The organism is 'Prunus avium' virescence phytoplasma (assembly GCF_050916135.1).
GTDB lineage: Bacteria > Bacillota_I > Bacilli_A > Acholeplasmatales > Acholeplasmataceae > Phytoplasma > Phytoplasma ziziphi.
Genome location: NZ_CP069156.1, coordinates 415,634 through 436,102, shown reverse-complemented (window position 1 = coordinate 436,102; position 20,469 = coordinate 415,634). Strand labels below are relative to the sequence as shown.

The following is a 20,469-nucleotide window of genomic DNA, read 5'->3' as shown; positions in this document are numbered from 1 at the left end:
ATTTAATTTATTAAGATAACTATGGATTTTTTGTATTTTATATTATATAATAATTTATATATTATATAGAAAAAATTCAATATCATTTGTTGTTTATTGTCTTTTTTTATTTATTTTTTCTGAATAAAACATTATTTACAAAAATTACTAAAATTATTAATTAGAAAGAATTATAGGTATTTATTTATGTTCGCTATTATTAAAGCTGGAAATAAACAATTAAAAATATGTGAAGGTCAAGAAATTTTTGTTGAAAAATTACCTCTTGAAGTAGATCAAAAACATGTTTTTGATCAAGTTTTAGCTATAGAAGATAATGAAAAAAATGAAAGCGTTTTAGGAACTCCATTTATAAATGGGGCTAAAATAGAAGCTAAAGTAATTAAACAGGGTAAAAATAAAAAAATTATTGTTTTCAAATATAAAAAAAAAAAGAAATATCGTTTAAAACAAGGTCATAGACAGTTATATACTAAATTGTTAATTACTAAAATTATTGTTTAAGTTCGATATGATCAAATATTTTTTTATTAAAGAAGATGAAAAAATAAAAAAAATAAGCATTAAAGGGCATGCTTTATATGCTCCTGAAAATCATGATATTGTTTGTGCTTCTGTTTCGACAGCTATCATAATAACTATAAATGCTATTGAAATTTTCGAATTACAATCAAATATTAATTATTCTTTAAAAAAAGGTTCTTTTTCTCTTCAATTATTAAAATTTGATTCTATAATTAATAAATTATTATTAAATTTAGAATATAACTTAAAAGATTTAAGTAAAAATTATCCTAAATATTTAAAAGAAATTAAAGATTGATTTATTAAAGAGGTATTTTATATAATGTTAAAATTAAATATTCAATTATTTGCTTCAAAAAAAGGTGTAGGTGCTACTCGTAATGGACGCGATTCTCATTCTAAAAGGTTAGGCGCTAAATTATCTGATGGGCAATATGCACATAAAGGGGCTATTATTTTCCGCCAAAGAGGAACTAAAATATTTCCTGGTGATAATGTAGGTATGGGCAAAGATCATACTTTATTCGCTTTAATTAGTGGTGTAGTTAAATACCAAATTAAAGGTAAAAATAAAAAACAAGTTTCTATGCAATTTGTCGAAAAAAAAGTTAATTAAAAAAATAATAAATGAATTTTATAGATGAAGCAATCAATTTCGTGAAAGCTGGTAACGGCGGAAACGGAATTGTTTCTTTTAGAAAAGAAAAATATGTTCCTTACGGAGGACCTTCAGGTGGTAACGGAGGCCATGGCGGTTCTGTTATTTTTGTAGGTGATTCAGGAATTAATACTTTATTTAAATTACAATATCAAAGAAAAATTACAGCTTCCAATGGCGAAAACGGTAAAAACAAAAACCAGAATGGATCTAAGGCCCTTGATTCTTTTATAAAAGTCCCCTTAGGGACGTTAATTTATAATAACGAAAATCAAGAATTTATTGGTGAAATTTTAGAAGATGGATACCAATTGGTTATTGCCAAGGGTGGTAAGGGCGGAAGAGGAAATTATTCTTTAGCTAATTCTAAAAATAAAATCCCTTCTTTTGCAGAAAAAGGAGATTTAGGAGAAAACTTAACTATTAGGACAGAATTAAAAGTTTTAGCTGATGTCGGTTTAATTGGTTTTCCTAATGTAGGCAAATCTTCTTTGATTTCTGCTATTTCTAATGTCAAATCTAAAGCAGCTTCTTATGCATTTACAACTTTAAAACCTTTTTTAGGGGTAGTTAGTGGAAAAGATTTTAGTTTTACAGTAGCTGATATTCCTGGTTTAATCAAAGATTCTCATTTAGGTCGTGGTATGGGAATTGATTTTCTAAAACATATTGAAAGGTGTAAAGTTTTAATACATATATGTAGCGCCGATCATAATGATGTTTACGAAAAATATTGTCAATTAAATGAAGAATTAAAAAAATACAATCCTAAAATTTTAGAAAAACCACAAATTATTTTGTTCAATAAAATAGATTTACCAGATGCTGAAGCTAAATTAGCTTCTTTTAAAAATAATTTAATTGATAAAGAAATCATCCCTTCTTCTGTTTGGAATCATTTTAATTTAGAAATTTTAATATACAAAATAAAAGATTTATTGATTGATTACCAAAATAACCAAAATCAAGATGATAAACATCTTCGTCAAAGTTATAAATTATTTACCTTAGAAGATGAAGATAAATTTAATATTTATAAAGATGAACAAAATTATTTTATAGTTAAAGGACCAAAAATAGAAAAATTATTTCATAGAACAGATTTGAATAATTACGAATCATTAAAAAAGTTTTCTTATTCATTGAAAAAAATAGGGATAGAGAAAGAATTAAAACAAAAAGGTATGAAAGATAAAGATAAAGTTAAAATTTGTGATTATGTCTTCGAATTAGTAAATGAAGAATTTTTTTACGAAAAATAAAATTCACAAAAAATACGATCATTATGAATCTATTTTGAGGCAAATCATTCTAGCATCTATATTATCTGCTTTATCTATTCTAATAAAAATTGTTTCTAATAAATACATTAAAGGTAAGATTTTCACAAAAACATTAGGATCAATTGTTTTTGTAGATTTTTTATGTTTCATTCCTTTGCTTATTATCCCTTTATATTCAAAAAAATATTTCGCTTTTATAGGAGCATTTTTATCAGAGGGTATTGCATTTTGGTATAGCGCACGTGCTAGTCGTTGGGTATATAATCCTATTTTAAGTTTAATTTATGGTTTGATTTGGGGTATTTTACCTGGTTTTATTTTAACTAAAAAAAAGATTCTTTATTGAGAATTTATTTTTCTATAACTTTTATTTTTATTATGCATTTTATTTTTTATCAACTTCTTAGCATGGCTTGGATCAAATTTGTTTTTTTAGATAAAAATTATTCTTTAAATTTGAAAGCAAATGTTTTTGGTTTCAAGAGATTCGTCTTTTGGAATTTACTTATTAAATTTGTTTCTTTGTTTATATTATCTTTTATTATTGCCTTTATTTATAAAAGAGTCAAAAAAGAACTTTTATCATTATTTTAATTTTTAAATTATAATATTTTTTTAGATTGATATAAGTTATTTGTTTTTTATAATTTTCGATTTTTATAAAATAAAACTGTTTTAAATATTCTATAATAAATACTAAAAATAAATGTCAAAAAATAAAAAAAATTAAAATTTTTAAAAAAATTATTGATTTTTATAAATAAAAATAATTCAACGGCAAAAGTAACCCTTTTTTTATTTGTTAATAAAAAAAATAAAATATAACAAGACTACAATAATTTATATATAAAATTTTGTAGTCTTGTTTTTTAGTTCTTTTTTCTTTGTTTTTTTGTTTTTAAAAATTTAAAATTTTTTTTATTTTATATTGGATATTTATTTTTTTTGTGTTAGAATCAGAGCATAAAATTAATAATTTTAATTTTTAAATTTATTAATCTTTGAAAAGTTCTAAATTATCAAAAAACTACCCAAAAATAAAAATATATTTTTAAAAAAAATTAAGAGGTGTTCTAAATGCAAAAAATAGATGTATATTTTGAGAAAAACGGTACAACAGCAAGAGTAGAAAAAATTTTAAAAAAGAGATATGACGAAAATATAAAAGTTTTGTCATGTGGGTATAATTCAGAATGTAACAGGGATTGTATAACTAAATTTAAGAGAGATAAAAAGAACGAGAAAGAATATGCACCAATAGCTGTTTATTTTCGAGCAGTAAAAGTGGCAATAAGACCTGAAACAAAAGACGAAATTATGACATTAGAAAAGTTAAAAGAAAAAGCGGAGAGATACGATTCCTCACCATCAAAAATGATTATATTTTGGAAAAAATATCCACAATTCCTCCGAGAAAAAACCCAAAATACGAAACAAAAAGTAATGGTGATATTTGTATATACATTGTTTAATATTTTAATTAACTATTTTAATTATTTTTTTTATAATGTATTTATTTTCTTTTTTTATAAATTTTAAATAAATACGTAAACTAATTGAATAAATATCTCTAAATTTATAAAAACCTGGATTAATTTTGATATAATTTTTAGCAAAAAAAATACGATGATTTAGTAAATTTTGTATATTTTTGACCATTATTTTTCGTTTTTTTTCATCATATTGAATATGATCATTTGAATATATAATATAATAATTTTTATGCAATTGTTGTTCTATTTCATGCGAACTTACACCTAATAAATAAGGAAATTTTTTTATTAAATTTTTTAAAATTTTTTTGTTAAGGTAAATTTTTCCAAATTCAAATTCAAATTCTTCTAATTTATCATATTTTACGATATTAGATATAGTTTCTATAGGTTTATTATTAAATAAATTGGATTTTATAACATTAGTATGAAATAAAAAATATAAAATGATTATAATAAAAAAAAAAAAAATATGAATTTAATTTCATTTTTTAACCTATTCTATATGTTTTTATTATTTTATAATTAAATAAAAATAATGTCAATTATGTATACTTTTATTTTAGTTAAATTAAATTGAACATAAATTTAATTTAACTATACAAATAATAGCTTATTTGTTTTAATTTATTTTATAAAAAAACTTTTAATTCAAAAAAAAAAAAAAACAAAATTAACATTAAAAATCAAACTCAAAAATTAAAATTTGAGTTTGATTTTTTTTATTTCCTAAACTCAAAAAATAAAAGAGAAAAAAAAAAAAAATCAATTAATAAACAGGAAATAGGAAAGGCCTTATTTTAAAAGACTGGTTCAAATTTTTAAATATATTTGCAGTTGTTAAAATCAGATGACATGTATGTTAACAAGACATTGTTCTTTTTCAACATTTTTGTTGTATTATTATTTAATTTAACTGATATCATAGTTTCTTGTATACCCACTTGTGATTTGTCGTCATCATTTTCGATTTTAAATTTTTCATTTTGGTATTCACTGTTGTTTTTTTCTAATGTTTATACTGTTTTAATCACTTTTGATATTTTAACCCTCTTTTCTTGTTTAACTTTCTACATATAAAAGAAAAAAAGCCAAAATATGTATTTTTTAATAAATAATTTGGTTTCAAAATTTAGTTATTTTAAAAAGTTTTATTTTATTAAAGTAGGAACTCCTTATTTTATTTATCAATGATGCCTTAATATTTTTATACTCTCATCATATATTGGCTGTAAATCGTAAATTGTTTTTATTTTATGTTTAATATATCTTTTGAAAAATTGTAAAGTTTCACTATTTCCTAAGAGTTGTTTTTTTCTTTAATAATTAATTTTAATTTATCTATAAATTCTTTGCGTTCTTTTTTATTCAAAACGTATATTCTCCTTTTTTTTATTATAATTTTTAATAATATTACCTCCGTTTTTCTTTATTTGTATATATAATTTATTTTTTTATATAAAATAATAAAGGTCTTTTTGAATTAAAATTTAATTTTGTTATTGTATTCTTTTAATTTTGTTTTTTATTTTGTTTGTTATATAATGTAAGTATAAAAAGGTTTTTTTTATATCTTTCTAAATCCCTTTTTATAAAATAATAATACTTTCAAATACTTTTGTATTTGCATTAATCAATTATTTTATTCATCTTTAATTTTTGGTTCTTAAAAACGAGCGTGCGGGCTCGTTTTTTTGTTATATAGCTTTTTTTATTTTGTTATTTTTTTTGTATTGCTTAAAAAATCCTATTAGGATTTTTTTTATATAACAGCTTTTAATTTGTTTTAAAAATATAGATACATTGAATGTATCTATATTCTAATTCTTTTTATTAGCTTTATCAACTAATTATTGTCTTGGTGCACCTGGTGTATTATTGTTGTTATTTTGGTCTCTTAAACCAACATTAATGTCTTCTTGACGTGCTGTAATTTTATTTATTCCGTCTATTGTGTTGTCAAGTCGGTTGTTTGTTTCATTCGCGATTTTTTTCCCTGCTTCTGTGTCTGCGTCTGCTTTGTCTTTGTTGTCTTTTATGTCTTTAGCTTGTTTTGCTGCTGTTGCGTCTGTTTCTTTTTTGTTATCTTCTATTGTGTTTAGCTTGTTGTGCTGTGTTTGCGTCTGCTGTTTCTTTGTTGTCTTTTACGACTTCACCTAGTTTTGCTGTTTCTGTTGCTGCTGTTTCTTTGTTGTCTTTTATTTCTTTAGCTTGGCCTTCTTGTTCGCTTTTTATTCCGGTAATTTTTATGTCAATTTGACCTAAATGTTTGTTGTGTTCTTCTATTGCTGTGTCTTGTTTTTTTTGTTCTTCGTCTATAGCTTCCAACGCGTTGTTTGTTTTTTGTTCTGCTGCTTCCATACCGTTATTTATGGCTGTTATAATATAATCTAATTTTGAGATTTGTAATTTTGTATCTTCTTTTAATAAATCGCTTTTTGTATCTTGGCCTTCTACTTTTGTTTTTAATTCATCTATTTTTTTTATTTTTTCTGTTTGGCCGCTTACTGTTGTATTTAAATCAGTTAATTTTGTTGTTTGACCTTGCACTGTTGATTCTATTTCATTTAATTTTTTGATTTGGTTGTTTATATTTTGATTTTCTGTTTCTATATTTTCATTTATTTTTTTCTATAACGCCATTAAATGTTGTGTTTTGTTTATTTATATTTGTAGTTAATGAACTGATTTGTGAACCTTGTTCGTTTGCTGTTGCATTTAATGTATTTAATTGTTGATGCTTGGTTGTTTACTGTTGTATTTAAATTAGTTAATGTTGTGCCTTGGCCTTCTACTGTTTTAATTAATTTTGTTATTTTTGCGCTTAAATCTTCATCTGATTTTGTTGCTGTTTCATCTTGATTTTCTTTTTTGTCACTTTGTCCCGCTTCACTAAAATGGAACCAGTTGGAAAGTTAAAATAAGTCAACTATTTATTAAAAAAATAGTTTGACTTATTTTTTTTGTTTCGAAATAAGTCAAACTGAAAAAGGAGATTTCAAAAATGAATAAATATTTATATGGTTTAAAAGAAATCATTAATTTTTTAATTCAACAAAATTATTTTAAAATTCGTTTATTTAATCAAAAAACTAATTATAACGTGAATAACCAAACTTTATATCTTAATTATGCTGACCTTTATGAAATACTGGTAATTTTGAAAAAAATAAAAAGTCCACCTTTTAAAATTCAAATGAATTTACAAATGACTAAGAAATATACTTTTGATCTTCAAAAGAAAATTTTATATTTAAAACAAGAACCTGAAATAAATACAATGGTCGCTTTAAATGAAAAATTATATCAACAAGTTTTTGGAGAAGCACCTCAAGAAGATGGTTGGGATGATTTAATTGAAAGAAACCGAAAAAAACTTTTTGGAGAGATAATGATATCTGATGACAAAAACACAAAATAATCAAATCATTCTTTCTTATCAAGAAGAAATTAAAAATAAAATCAAAACTTCACTTGAATTAAAAGGTTGGGTTTATGGTAAAGATTATCATGAAGAAGATTTAATCACTATCGGAAAATATTTAAAAGCTAAAAAAGAAACACCTTTTGGTTATCAATTGATTTTAAAAAAGAAATCATATATGCAGATGTTTTATAAAGAGACAGATCAAATTATATTTTATCATTTTCAAAATAAGCTTCAAAAAATCCATTCTTTATTTAATCAAAGTTTGAATTTAGAAAAATTAAAAACGATGAATATAGCCAATTTTACAAATAACAAGATTATTAAAAAATATTGGAATTATTTCGAAAGTGAACAAACAAAACCTAGTTTATATCTTTATGGCGATTTTAATACTGGTAAAACATTTTTCTTTAAATTAATAATGCAATATTTTCTTAAAGAAAAAAAAGATTTTTTGTTTCTTTTCCTTCCAGATTTACCTAGACAATTTAAGCCAGGATGGTTTGATGAAGAATTAAATAACAAAATGGATCATTTAAGAAATATTCCTTATTTATTCTTAGATGATTTGGGAGCGGAAAATTTAAGCATTTATTTTCGCGATGATATTTTATATCCTCTTTTAAACGCTCGTCAAGAAAAAGGATTAATTACTTTTATTAGTAGTAATTTAAATCCTTCACAATTGTCAGAACATTTAAAAATTACTAATGATAATAATCAAATTCTAAAAGCCCTTCGTATCATTAATAAACTCAAAAAAATGTGCCAATTTTATAATTTAGATTTGACTCATAATAATTTAAATCAATCTCAAAAAGGAGTTTTAAAATGAAAATTAATTTAAAACAGAATAGTTGGGCCTGGTTTCAACATCGTAAAAATTTTGTGAACGCTTCTGAAATAGGAACCATTATGGGTCTCAATCCTTACGAAACCAAAGAAGACTTAATTAAAAAAAAATTATTTGGTAGTTCCTTTATTTCTAATCCCGCGATGGAACATGGTAAAAAAACCGAACCAAAAGCGAATTTATTTTTTTCAGTGAAAACAAAAATATTATATATATAAAAAAAGATAAAAAAGTGTCGTTAAAATAAAAAAATTATTTTTTGATATTAGTTTAAAGATTTTTTTAAAAAATAAAAAAAGTATTTAAAGTTTTTGAATTTTGCAAAATAATAAAAAAACCAAACTTAATCTTTTAAGTTTGGTTTTTTTATATTTAAATTAGAAAAAAATTATTATTTTTCGTAATTAGCTTTAATAAATTCATTTAATAAACGTACTCCAAAACCTGTTCCCCATGAATTATTAATGGAATTAGGTTTCGTTCCCATAGCAGTTCCTGCGATATCTAAATGAGCCCATGGAGTATGATGTACAAAACGTTTTAAAAATTGAGCCGCCGTAATGGAACTAGCGTAACGACCTGCGGAGTTTTTCATATCAGCGTTTTTACTATTAATTAAACAATCATATTCTTTACTTAAAGGCATTGGCCACAATTTTTCTCCTGTTTTTTTACCAGCGTCTAATAATTGTTGAGTTAATTTAGTTTCATTAGAGAAAAGACCAGCATGCTCTTGACCTAAAGCTACTAAAATAGCTCCTGTCAAAGTAGCTAAATCAATCATTAATTTAGGTTTTAAAATAGTTTCGCAATACCATAAAGCGTCGGCTAAAACCATTCTTCCTTCGGCATCTGTGTTAATAACTTCAATAGTTTGGCCTGACATGGAAACTACAATGTCTCCTGGTCTTTGAGCGGTAGAACTAGGGGTATTTTCAACTAACCCAATCACTCCGACAACATTAACTTTAGCTTGACGAGTAGCTAAAAGACGCATTAAACCAACTACTGTAGCAGCTCCGCCCATATCAGCTTTCATATCTTCCATTCCTAAAGATGATTTGATAGAAATTCCACCAGTATCAAAAACTACTCCTTTTCCTATAAAAGCTAAAGGAGTTTCTTCTTTCTGACCGCCTTCCCAACGCATGATTACTAAAAAAGGAGGTCTGGAAGAACCTTGAGAAACAGCTAAAAGCGATCTCATGCCTAAATCAGTCATCGCTTTTTTATCTAAAACTTCTACTATAATTCCTAAATCTTTTAATTTTTGAGCTTGATCTAAAAATTCTTCTGTTCCTAAAACATTAGCTGGTTCATTGACTAAATCACGACTTAAATGAACCCCTTCCGCAACCGCTTTAGCTTCTTGTAAAACTTTTTGGTAATTATCCGCTTCTTGATTTACTATGTGAATAAAAACTTTTTCGTTATCTTCTGTTTTTTTCGTTAAATAACGATCAAAAGTATAATTTTTTAACATAAAACCTATTAAAAAATCTTTTACTTGATCACGATCAACAGATTTTTCTTCTAAATCTAAAAAAATAACTACTTTTTTAGCTTTTTTTACTAAATCAAAAACTTTACCACCTGTATTAACCCAAAAATCATTTTTTTGAGAAGATACATCACCTAAACCCAAAATATTAAGTCGATCGAAAGAGGAACCATGAGGTACTAAGAGTTCTATTTTTTGATTTTCTTCCCCTTTAAAACCTTCTAAAGACATCACCTTTAAAATAGTTTGTTGTGGGTCTACTTCTTTTAAACCAAAAGGTTTTTTATTTTGAGTTGTTTTTAATAAAATAGCTACATCTCCATTTAAAATTGGTTCTTTTGAAAAAGAAAAATTTATATTCATTTTTTATATCTCTTCTTTCTTTATTTTATTATATATTTAGAGTTCAAAAATATTTATTTTAAATATAGTATTATTCTACATATTTTTTATAATAACATATTATTTAAATTCAATCAAAAGATTTATTTTCATATTTAAAAGATATTTTGGAAATGTATTATCTTAAGATGAACGCAAATTATTGAAGTTAAATTTTAATTTAAATAAAATTAATTTTATTTATCTTTCTTTTCTATTTTTTTTACAAATTAAAATAAAATTATTTATTTTATTATAACTATTGTAAATAGAAACTAAAAATAAGAATTTTAAATACAAACATATAAGTATTTTATCATTTTTTAATATTTTTGTTTTGTTAAAAATTAAGATTTAAAATTTATTTTTTTGATAATTTTTTTTATTTAATTAGATTATATTTTTGAGATAAAATAAAAAAACCAAATTGTTTATTTTTTATAAACGATTTGGTTTTAAATTTTGGTTTTTTTATTTTTTAATGATATATTTTATCATTTATAATATGTTTTTTAAAAATTAAAAATTTAAAAATAAAAAAGACTTAAAAGTCTTTTTTATTTAGATGCTTGGTTTTTTTTGCGAATGGCAAATATGACTGATATAATCACAATTATTGAAATTGTTAATGTTATCCAGAACCATGGTTCTTTATAAACTGGTTTATCTTCTTTTGTTTGTGGTTGTGGTTGAACAGTAAATTGAACTTCTACTTCACCTTTATAACTATCAGATGTAATTTTAGCTTTTGTATCTTCTATTGATGTAGCTTGAATATTTTTGTTTTGTAAATTAGCATTTTGTTGTTTAACTTTAGCTTCAATAGTTGATTTTTCTTTATCTACAATTTCACCTAAGTTTGTATTTTTTAAATCAGTAGATAATTCTGGTTGAACAGTAAATTGAACTTCTACTTCACCTTTATAACTATCAGATGTAATTTTAGCTTTTGTATCTTCTATTGATGTAGCTTGAATATTTTTGTTTTGTAAATTAGCATTTTGTTGTTTAACTTTAGCTTCAATAGTTGATTTTTCTTTATCTACAATTTCACCTAAGTTTGTATTTTTTAAATCAGTAGATAATTCTGGTTGAACAGTAAATTGAACTTCTACTTCACCTTTATAACTATCAGATGTAATTTTAGCTTTTGTATCTTCTATTGATGTAGCTTGAATATTTTTGTTTTGTAAATTAGCATTTTGTTGTTTAACTTTAGCTTCAATAGTTGATTTTTCTTTATCTACAATTTCACCTAAGTTTGTATTTTTTAAATCAGTAGATAATTCTGGTCGAACAGTAAATTGAACTTCTACTTCACCTTTATAACTATCAGATGTAATTTTAGCTTTTGTATCTTCTATTGATGTAGCTTGAATATTTTTGTTTTGTAAATTAGCATTTTGTTGTTTAACTTTAGCTTCAATAGTTGATTTTTCTTTATCTACAATTTCACCTAAGTTTGTATTTTTTAAATCAGTAGATAATTCTGGTTGAACAGTAAATTGAACTTCTACTTCACCTTTATAACTATCAGATGTAATTTTAGCTTTTGTATCTTTTATTGATGTAGCTTGAATATTTTTGTTTTGTAAATTAGCATTTTGTTGTTTAACTTTAGCTTCAATAGTTGATTTTTCTTTATCTACAATTTCACCTAAGTTTGTATTTTTTAAATCAGTAGATAATTCTGGTTGAACAGTAAATTGAACTTCTACTTCACCTTTATAACTATCAGATGTAATTTTAGCTTTTGTATCTTCTATTGATGTAGCTTGAATATTTTTGTTTTGTAAATTAGCATTTTGTTGTTTAACTTTAGCTTCAATAGTTGATTTTTCTTTATCTACAATTTCACCTAAGTTTGTATTTTTTAAATCAGTAGATAATTCTGGTTGAACAGTAAATTGAACTTCTACTTCACCTTTATAACTATCAGATGTAATTTTAGCTTTTGTATCTTTTATTGATGTAGCTTGAATATTTTTGTTTTGTAAATTAGCATTTTGTTGTTTAACTTTAGCTTCAATAGTTGATTTTTCTTTATCTACAATTTCACCTAAGTTTGTATTTTTTAAATCAGTAGATAATTCTGGTCGAACAGTAAATTGAACTTCTACTTCACCTTTATAACTATCAGATGTAATTTTAGCTTTTGTATCTTTTATTGATGTAGCTTGAATATTTTTGTTTTGTAAATTAGCATTTTGTTGTTTAACTTTAGCTTCAATAGTTGATTTTTCTTTATCTACAATTTCACCTAAGTTTGTATTTTTTAAATCAGTAGATAATTCTGGTTGAACAGTAAATTGAACTTCTACTTCACCTTTATAACTATCAGATGTAATTTTAGCTTTTGTATCTTCTATTGATGTAGCTTGAATATTTTTGTTTTGTAAATTAGCATTTTGTTGTTTAACTTTAGCTTCAATAGTTGATTTTTCTTTATCTACAATTTCACCTAAGTTTGTATTTTTTAAATCAGTAGATAATTCTGGTCGAACAGTAAATTGAACTTCTACTTCACCTTTATAACTATCAGATGTAATTTTAGCTTTTGTATCTTTTATTGATGTAGCTTGAATATTTTTGTTTTGTAAATTAGCATTTTGTTGTTTAACTTTAGCTTCAATAGTTGATTTTTCTTTATCTACAATTTCACCTAAGTTTGTATTTTTTAAATCAGTAGATAATTCTGGTTGAACAGTAAATTGAACTTCTACTTCACCTTTATAACTATCAGATGTAATTTTAGCTTTTGTATCTTTTATTGATGTAGCTTGAATATTTTTGTTTTGTAAATTAGCATTTTGTTGTTTAACTTTAGCTTCAATAGTTGATTTTTCTTTATCTACAATTTCACCTAAGTTTGTATTTTTTAAATCAGTAGATAATTCTGGTTGAACAGTAAATTGAACTTCTACTTCACCTTTATAACTATCAGATGTAATTTTAGCTTTTGTATCTTCTATTGATGTAGCTTGAATATTTTTGTTTTGTAAATTAGCATTTTGTTGTTTAACTTTAGCTTCAATAGTTGATTTTTCTTTATCTACAATTTCACCTAAGTTTGTATTTTTTAAATCAGTAGATAATTCTGGTCGAACAGTAAATTGAACTTCTACTTCACCTTTATAACTATCAGATGTAATTTTAGCTTTTGTATCTTCTATTGATGTAGCTTGAATATTTTTGTTTTGTAAATTAGCATTTTGTTGTTTAACTTTAGCTTCAATAGTTGATTTTTCTTTATCTACAATTTCACCTAAGTTTGTATTTTTTAAATCAGTAGATAATTCTGGTCGAACAGTAAATTGAACTTCTACTTCACCTTTATAACTATCAGATGTAATTTTAGCTTTTGTATCTTCTATTGATGTAGCTTGAATATTTTTGTTTTGTAAATTAGCATTTTGTTGTTTAACTTTAGCTTCAATAGTTGATTTTTCTTTATCTACAATTTCACCTAAGTTTGTATTTTTTAAATCAGTAGATAATTCTGGTCGAACAGTAAATTGAACTTCTACTTCACCTTTATAACTATCAGATGTAATTTTAGCTTTTGTATCTTTTATTGATGTAGCTTGAATATTTTTGTTTTGTAAATTAGCATTTTGTTGTTTAACTTTAGCTTCAATAGTTGATTTTTCTTTATCTACAATTTCACCTAAGTTTGTATTTTTTAAATCAGTAGATAATTCTGGTTGAACAGTAAATTGAACTTCTACTTCACCTTTATAACTATCAGATGTAATTTTAGCTTTTGTATCTTCTATTGATGTAGCTTGAATATTTTTGTTTTGTAAATTAGCATTTTGTTGTTTAACTTTAGCTTCAATAGTTGATTTTTCTTTATCTACAATTTCACCTAAGTTTGTATTTTTTAAATCAGTAGATAATTCTGGTTGAACAGTAAATTGAACTTCTACTTCACCTTTATAACTATCAGATGTAATTTTAGCTTTTGTATCTTTTATTGATGTAGCTTGAATATTTTTGTTTTGTAAATTAGCATTTTGTTGTTTAACTTTAGCTTCAATAGTTGATTTTTCTTTATCTACAATTTCACCTAAGTTTGTATTTTTTAAATCAGTAGATAATTCTGGTCGAACAGTAAATTGAACTTCTACTTCACCTTTATAACTATCAGATGTAATTTTAGCTTTTGTATCTTCTATTGATGTAGCTTGAATATTTTTGTTTTGTAAATTAGCATTTTGTTGTTTAACTTTAGCTTCAATAGTTGATTTTTCTTTATCTACAATTTCACCTAAGTTTGTATTTTTTAAATCAGTAGATAATTCTGGTTGAACAGTAAATTGAACTTCTACTTCACCTTTATAACTATCAGATGTAATTTTAGCTTTTGTATCTTTTATTGATGTAGCTTGAATATTTTTGTTTTGTAAATTAGCATTTTGTTGTTTAACTTTAGCTTCAATAGTTGATTTTTCTTTATCTACAATTTCACCTAAGTTTGTATTTTTTAAATCAGTAGATAATTCTGGTTGAACAGTAAATTGAACTTCTACTTCACCTTTATAACTATCAGATGTAATTTTAGCTTTTGTATCTTTTATTGATGTAGCTTGAATATTTTTGTTTTGTAAATTAGCATTTTGTTGTTTAACTTTAGCTTCAATAGTTGATTTTTCTTTATCTACAATTTCACCTAAGTTTGTATTTTTTAAATCAGTAGATAATTCTGGTTGAACAGTAAATTGAACTTCTACTTCACCTTTATAACTATCAGATGTAATTTTAGCTTTTGTATCTTTTATTGATGTAGCTTGAATATTTTTGTTTTGTAAATTAGCATTTTGTTGTTTAACTTTAGCTTCAATAGTTGATTTTTCTTTATCTACAATTTCACCTAAGTTTGTATTTTTTAAATCAGTAGATAATTCTGGTCGAACAGTAAATTGAACTTCTACTTCACCTTTATAACTATCAGATGTAATTTTAGCTTTTGTATCTTTTATTGATGTAGCTTGAATATTTTTGTTTTGTAAATTAGCATTTTGTTGTTTAACTTTAGCTTCAATAGTTGATTTTTCTTTATCTACAATTTCACCTAAGTTTGTATTTTTTAAATCAGTAGATAATTCTGGTCGAACAGTAAATTGAACTTCTACTTCACCTTTATAACTATCAGATGTAATTTTAGCTTTTGTATCTTCTATTGATGTAGCTTGAATATTTTTGTTTTGTAAATTAGCATTTTGTTGTTTAACTTTAGCTTCAATAGTTGATTTTTCTTTATCTACAATTTCACCTAAGTTTGTATTTTTTAAATCAGTAGATAATTCTGGTCGAACAGTAAATTGAACTTCTACTTCACCTTTATAACTATCAGATGTAATTTTAGCTTTTGTATCTTCTATTGATGTAGCTTGAATATTTTTGTTTTGTAAATTAGCATTTTGTTGTTTAACTTTAGCTTCAATAGTTGATTTTTCTTTATCTACAATTTCACCTAAGTTTGTATTTTTTAAATCAGTAGATAATTCTGGTCGAACAGTAAATTGAACTTCTACTTCACCTTTATAACTATCAGATGTAATTTTAGCTTTTGTATCTTTTATTGATGTAGCTTGAATATTTTTGTTTTGTAAATTAGCATTTTGTTGTTTAACTTTAGCTTCAATAGTTGATTTTTCTTTATCTACAATTTCACCTAAGTTTGTATTTTTTAAATCAGTAGATAATTCTGGTTGAACAGTAAATTGAACTTCTACTTCACCTTTATAACTATCAGATGTAATTTTAGCTTTTGTATCTTCTATTGATGTAGCTTGAATATTTTTGTTTTGTAAATTAGCATTTTGTTGTTTAACTTTAGCTTCAATAGTTGATTTTTCTTTATCTACAATTTCACCTAAGTTTGTATTTTTTAAATCAGTAGATAATTCTGGTTGAACAGTAAATTGAACTTCTACTTCACCTTTATAACTATCAGATGTAATTTTAGCTTTTGTATCTTTTATTGATGTAGCTTGAATATTTTTGTTTTGTAAATTAGCATTTTGTTGTTTAACTTTAGCTTCAATAGTTGATTTTTCTTTATCTACAATTTCACCTAAGTTTGTATTTTTTAAATCAGTAGATAATTCTGGTCGAACAGTAAATTGAACTTCTACTTCACCTTTATAACTATCAGATGTAATTTTAGCTTTTGTATCTTCTATTGATGTAGCTTGAATATTTTTGTTTTGTAAATTAGCATTTTGTTGTTTAACTTTAGCTTCAATAGTTGATTTTTCTTTATCTACAATTTCACCTAAGTTTGTATTTTTTAAATCAGTAGATAATTCTGGTCGAACAGTAAATTGAACTTCTACTTCACCTTTATAACTATCAGATGTAATTTTAGCTTTTGTATCTTCTATTGATGTAGCTTGAATATTTTTGTTTTGTAAATTAGCATTTTGTTGTTTAACTTTAGCTTCAATAGTTGATTTTTCTTTATCTACAATTTCACCTAAGTTTGTATTTTTTAAATCAGTAGATAATTCTGGTTGAACAGTAAATTGAACTTCTACTTCACCTTTATAACTATCAGATGTAATTTTAGCTTTTGTATCTTTTATTGATGTAGCTTGAATATTTTTGTTTTGTAAATTAGCATTTTGTTGTTTAACTTTAGCTTCAATAGTTGATTTTTCTTTATCTACAATTTCACCTAAGTTTGTATTTTTTAAATCAGTAGATAATTCTGGTTGAACAGTAAATTGAACTTCTACTTCACCTTTATAACTATCAGATGTAATTTTAGCTTTTGTATCTTCTATTGATGTAGCTTGAATATTTTTGTTTTGTAAATTAGCATTTTGTTGTTTAACTTTAGCTTCAATAGTTGATTTTTCTTTATCTACAATTTCACCTAAGTTTGTATTTTTTAAATCAGTAGATAATTCTGGTTGAACAGTAAATTGAACTTCTACTTCACCTTTATAACTATCAGATGTAATTTTAGCTTTTGTATCTTTTATTGATGTAGCTTGAATATTTTTGTTTTGTAAATTAGCATTTTGTTGTTTAACTTTAGCTTCAATAGTTGATTTTTCTTTATCTACAATTTCACCTAAGTTTGTATTTTTTAAATCAGTAGATAATTCTGGTTGAACAGTAAATTGAACTTCTACTTCACCTTTATAACTATCAGATGTAATTTTAGCTTTTGTATCTTTTATTGATGTAGCTTGAATATTTTTGTTTTGTAAATTAGCATTTTGTTGTTTAACTTTAGCTTCAATAGTTGATTTTTCTTTATCTACAATTTCACCTAAGTTTGTATTTTTTAAATCAGTAGATAATTCTGGTTGAGTAGGTGAAGGTGGTACATAATAAGGTGCTTTTATTTTTAATTGGCTTGTTTCTGATGTCTTGCGTGCCTCTTCTGTTGTTTTTATATTGTTTATATAATCTTGCGTTGGACCCGCTTGCGTTGAATCTTGCGTTGGACCCGCTTGCGTTGAATCTTGCGTTGGATCCGCTTGCGTTGAATCTTGCGTTGGATCCGCCTGGATATTTATTAAATTATTAAAAAAACAATATCCTAATGTAAAAAATATAATGATAATCGCGTGGAATGTCCGAAAACATATTTTTTTTGTTTGAAGTTTCATATTTTGGTTTTAATACCTTTCTTAATTTCTATTTAAGTTAAAAAAAATTTTAACTTTTAAAATAATAATTTTAAATTTTATTTTAATACCTTTCTTAATTTCTATTTAAGTTAAAAAAAATTTTAACTTTTAAAATAATAATTTTAAATTTTATTTTATTATTTCATGTAAAAATTTTAAACAAAAAAAAAAAAAAAACAATTTATATATGCTTTTTAAATAATAATTTTGAATTTTTTTTAATCTTATCTTATGTCAAAGAAAAAATTCAAATCATTATAAAATTTATAAATATGAAAAAAATAAAGATTATAAATATTATTATCAATGTATTTTGTTCTTGTTTTTTTGTATTGTTAGTCGATGATTATGTAGCGTAATGTCATAGGTAATTTAAACAATTTTAATTTTTAAGAGTTTAACTTTGAAACTTAAACTCTATTTTTTTACTTAAATTAAGGATATTTTTTATATATTGTGCTAAATAAAAATAAAAAAAGTTGTTTCAAATGATGTTTATATTTTAGAAGAAAAAAATATTTAGAAATTAAACAAAGTAAATCTATTTATTTTTCAAAAAAGAACTTGTGATTCTACACTTGTTATCGTTTTTATTTCCTGTTATTGCTAATTTTTTTAAAATGCAGAAACTAAATAAATATAAGAATCATCATCAAATTATTATTTAAAAAACATATATAAAAACATATATGAGTTGTTTTTCGAATCCCTTATCAAGCTTAAAAAAATGAAATAATCAAAATAAATACTAAAAATAAAACTCAAAAATAAAATTTGAGTTTTATTTTTTTTATTTTCAAAACTCGTTTCTACACATATATTTATTTTTAATTAGGTTTTTAGATTTCATTCATGTCTTTCTTTTAATTTTATTTTTGTTTAAAAATTGTTATTGATTATTACTAATTTTCAAGAGATGATAAAAATTTTTGTTTGGAATGGTTCATGAACATTTAACAACCCCGATTAAATAACGCTTTGAAATTGTTCCCATATGCTATTTCGCGGTCTTGGTTGTTATAATAAAAACTTTCTAATGCATTATATATGTAATTTTGCATGTTTTGCCTCTTTCTTATTTAATTTATTTTTTTAACGCGTATTTTTTATTTTCCTACGCGTGTTTTATCTTTTTTAACACATAAAATATGTTTAATCTTGGTTTTATGGGCGTTTTTATCTTTTTAGTTCTATTTTAGTTGTTTAACTGTGTTTTAGTTATGTTTTAGCTGTGTTTATTTGTATTTTAGTTGTGTTTGAGCTGTTTCCTTTTTTTAAACAAATTTAATTTTTAAAATGACTCTTTAAGACTAAAAATTAATAGATAATTTCCTATCTTTTCAAACTAAGGAAATATTTTGTTGAATTAAAAAGTGTCTAAACTTTTTTTGATAATTCTTTAGTTTCAAAAGATATTTTTTTAATATTTTAACCCTTCACTATATAGTTAGGTAAAAAAAGTTAAAAACTCGTCAACAAAATGAAAGAAAATGATATTTTTTTTAAATTTTACTATTTTTAGGTAAAAAAAGCGCACTAAAGTAACCTTTTTCAAGGTTATATTATTTTATGTTCATTCAACTAAAAATTTATCTTAGTTTTTGAATATATTGAGATGGAGTTGAATGGTTTAATTTACTTAAAATCCACTTATTATTCTAAAATTTAGGAAAATGATTAATTAATTTTTTCATTTTATCAGGAGATTTTTGAAATAAAAAAGGATTTTGATGTTGTAAAATTGTTTTCATTTGGCCGAAAAAGTTTTCAATGATGGCGTTATCACGAGGGGTAGCTTTTCTTGACATGCTGATTAAAAAACCTTTTTTTGTTAAAGTTTGTTGAATTTTGAGCGATTGATAAACTTTTCCTTGATCGGAGTGAATGATACAAGGTTCTTTTAATTTTGGAAGTTTTTTAATAGTATTTAAAACTAAATCTTTATTTTGTTGGTTTGAAACATGTGAAGCAATTATTTGGTTGTTAAAAGAGTCGATAATACAAGAAAAATAGAGAAAACCTTGATTCGTTTTGAAATAAGTGATGTCAGTAAAGAGTTTTTGGAGGGGTTTGGTGGCCATAAAATCTTGATTGATTAAATTAGGAATTATTTGGAGATTATTTTTTAAATTATGGTAAGTAAAATTTTTTTTGATTCTTAAACGACAACTAATGTCGTTTTTTTTCATGATGAGATAAACTTTTTTCTTGGTGATGAATTCGTTAAAGATTTTTTGGTATAAATCAGTGATTTTCCGATGACCGTAAAAATATTGATAATGGAAACATAAAGCTTTAATCCGTTTTTGTTGTAACAGGTATTTTTCTTCTTTTTCTTTTAGTTTAGCTTTTATTTTCAACCAATAATAATAAGTACTTCTTTTAATTTGAATTGTTTTTAAAATGGTGGTTAAATTCAGGGTTTGATTGAATTGCTTAACTAAATGAAAAACCATTTTTTTATCAATTTTTTTAATTTTTTCAATCATTTTTTGTAATAATTTAATTTTTTGTTTTAATTTTTGCATCTTAATACCAATTATCTTTATAAATTATTTTAAATATATCAACTATTATAACTCTAAATAAGCGCTTCAGCGCGTGCATCTTTTTGTTTCATAGATAATAATCAATACTTGGGAAGGCAATTAATTTAAAAATTAAAGTTGATTTAATGATTGAAATAAATTAAAAAA

13 protein-coding genes and 1 pseudogene are annotated in these 20,469 nt (G+C 23.7%); 10 read left to right on the top strand and 4 right to left on the bottom strand.

The features are described 5' to 3' along the window. Positions 1–186 precede the first annotated feature (186 nt). From rplU to JNO41_RS01965, 6 genes are all read left to right on the top strand, one after another. Positions 187–504: a 50S ribosomal protein L21 gene (gene rplU, locus JNO41_RS01990; RefSeq protein WP_121464181.1), complete on the top strand. Its 318-nt coding sequence runs from the start codon at positions 187–189 to the stop codon at positions 502–504. Between the two features lie 7 nt (positions 505–511). Then, positions 512–823 carry a ribosomal-processing cysteine protease Prp gene (locus JNO41_RS01985; RefSeq protein WP_121464180.1) on the top strand — a complete coding sequence of 104 codons (312 nt, stop codon included), beginning with the start codon at positions 512–514 and terminating at the stop codon, positions 821–823. Positions 824–847: 24 nt separating this feature from the next. After that, positions 848–1,141 carry a 50S ribosomal protein L27 gene (gene rpmA, locus JNO41_RS01980; protein ID WP_121464179.1) on the top strand — a complete coding sequence of 98 codons (294 nt, stop codon included), beginning with the start codon at positions 848–850 and terminating at the stop codon, positions 1,139–1,141. Between the two features lie 11 nt (positions 1,142–1,152). Then, positions 1,153–2,445: a GTPase ObgE gene (obgE, locus tag JNO41_RS01975; RefSeq protein ID WP_121464178.1), complete on the top strand. Its 1,293-nt coding sequence runs from the start codon at positions 1,153–1,155 to the stop codon at positions 2,443–2,445. Then, the gene (locus JNO41_RS01970) at positions 2,420–2,812 is read left to right on the top strand and encodes a hypothetical protein (RefSeq protein WP_432729314.1); all 393 of its coding nucleotides are present in this window, start codon (positions 2,420–2,422) and stop codon (positions 2,810–2,812) included. Before obgE ends, JNO41_RS01970 begins: the two co-directional genes overlap by 26 nt. A gap of 731 nt (positions 2,813–3,543) precedes the next feature. After that, the gene (locus tag JNO41_RS01965) at positions 3,544–4,005 is read left to right on the top strand and encodes a hypothetical protein (RefSeq protein WP_432729313.1); all 462 of its coding nucleotides are present in this window, start codon (positions 3,544–3,546) and stop codon (positions 4,003–4,005) included. A gap of 2,036 nt (positions 4,006–6,041) precedes the next feature. On the opposite strand, the gene JNO41_RS01960 is transcribed toward JNO41_RS01965, so the two are convergent. Next, the gene (locus tag JNO41_RS01960; protein ID WP_121464174.1) at positions 6,042–6,509 is read right to left on the bottom strand and encodes a hypothetical protein; all 468 of its coding nucleotides are present in this window, start codon (positions 6,507–6,509) and stop codon (positions 6,042–6,044) included. Between the two features lie 171 nt (positions 6,510–6,680). Here JNO41_RS01960 and JNO41_RS01955 point away from each other — a divergent pair, with 171 nt between their 5' ends. The 4 genes from JNO41_RS01955 to JNO41_RS01940 all read left to right on the top strand — a co-directional run bounded on the left by JNO41_RS01955 (position 6,681) and on the right by JNO41_RS01940 (position 8,460). Continuing rightward, positions 6,681–6,821 (top strand): hypothetical protein, encoded by a 141-nt coding sequence (locus JNO41_RS01955; RefSeq protein ID WP_161554991.1) that lies wholly within the window; start codon positions 6,681–6,683, stop codon positions 6,819–6,821. 142 nt (positions 6,822–6,963) lie between these two features. After that, a complete protein-coding gene (locus JNO41_RS01950) occupies positions 6,964–7,380 on the top strand; it encodes a hypothetical protein (RefSeq protein WP_121463891.1) in 417 nt (138 codons plus the stop codon). Continuing rightward, on the top strand, positions 7,361–8,224 hold the full coding sequence (locus tag JNO41_RS01945) for an ATP-binding protein (protein ID WP_121463890.1): 864 nt from the start codon (positions 7,361–7,363) through the stop codon (positions 8,222–8,224). Before JNO41_RS01950 ends, JNO41_RS01945 begins: the two co-directional genes overlap by 20 nt. Beyond that, on the top strand, positions 8,221–8,460 hold the full coding sequence (locus JNO41_RS01940; protein ID WP_236628360.1) for a lambda-exonuclease family protein: 240 nt from the start codon (positions 8,221–8,223) through the stop codon (positions 8,458–8,460). Before JNO41_RS01945 ends, JNO41_RS01940 begins: the two co-directional genes overlap by 4 nt. Before the next feature lie 173 nt (positions 8,461–8,633). Here the strand turns inward: JNO41_RS01940 and JNO41_RS01935 are convergent, their stop codons facing one another. The 3 genes and pseudogenes from JNO41_RS01935 to JNO41_RS01925 all read right to left on the bottom strand — a co-directional run bounded on the left by JNO41_RS01935 (position 8,634) and on the right by JNO41_RS01925 (position 20,301). After that, complete coding sequence (locus tag JNO41_RS01935; protein WP_121464173.1) at positions 8,634–10,106, bottom strand: leucyl aminopeptidase; 1,473 nt, start codon at positions 10,104–10,106, stop codon at positions 8,634–8,636. Between the two features lie 575 nt (positions 10,107–10,681). Further along, the gene (locus tag JNO41_RS01930; protein WP_432729309.1) at positions 10,682–17,752 is read right to left on the bottom strand and encodes a hypothetical protein; all 7,071 of its coding nucleotides are present in this window, start codon (positions 17,750–17,752) and stop codon (positions 10,682–10,684) included. 1,610 nt (positions 17,753–19,362) lie between these two features. Next, a pseudogene (locus JNO41_RS01925) lies at positions 19,363–20,301 on the bottom strand (IS3 family transposase). Positions 20,302–20,469 lie beyond the last annotated feature (168 nt).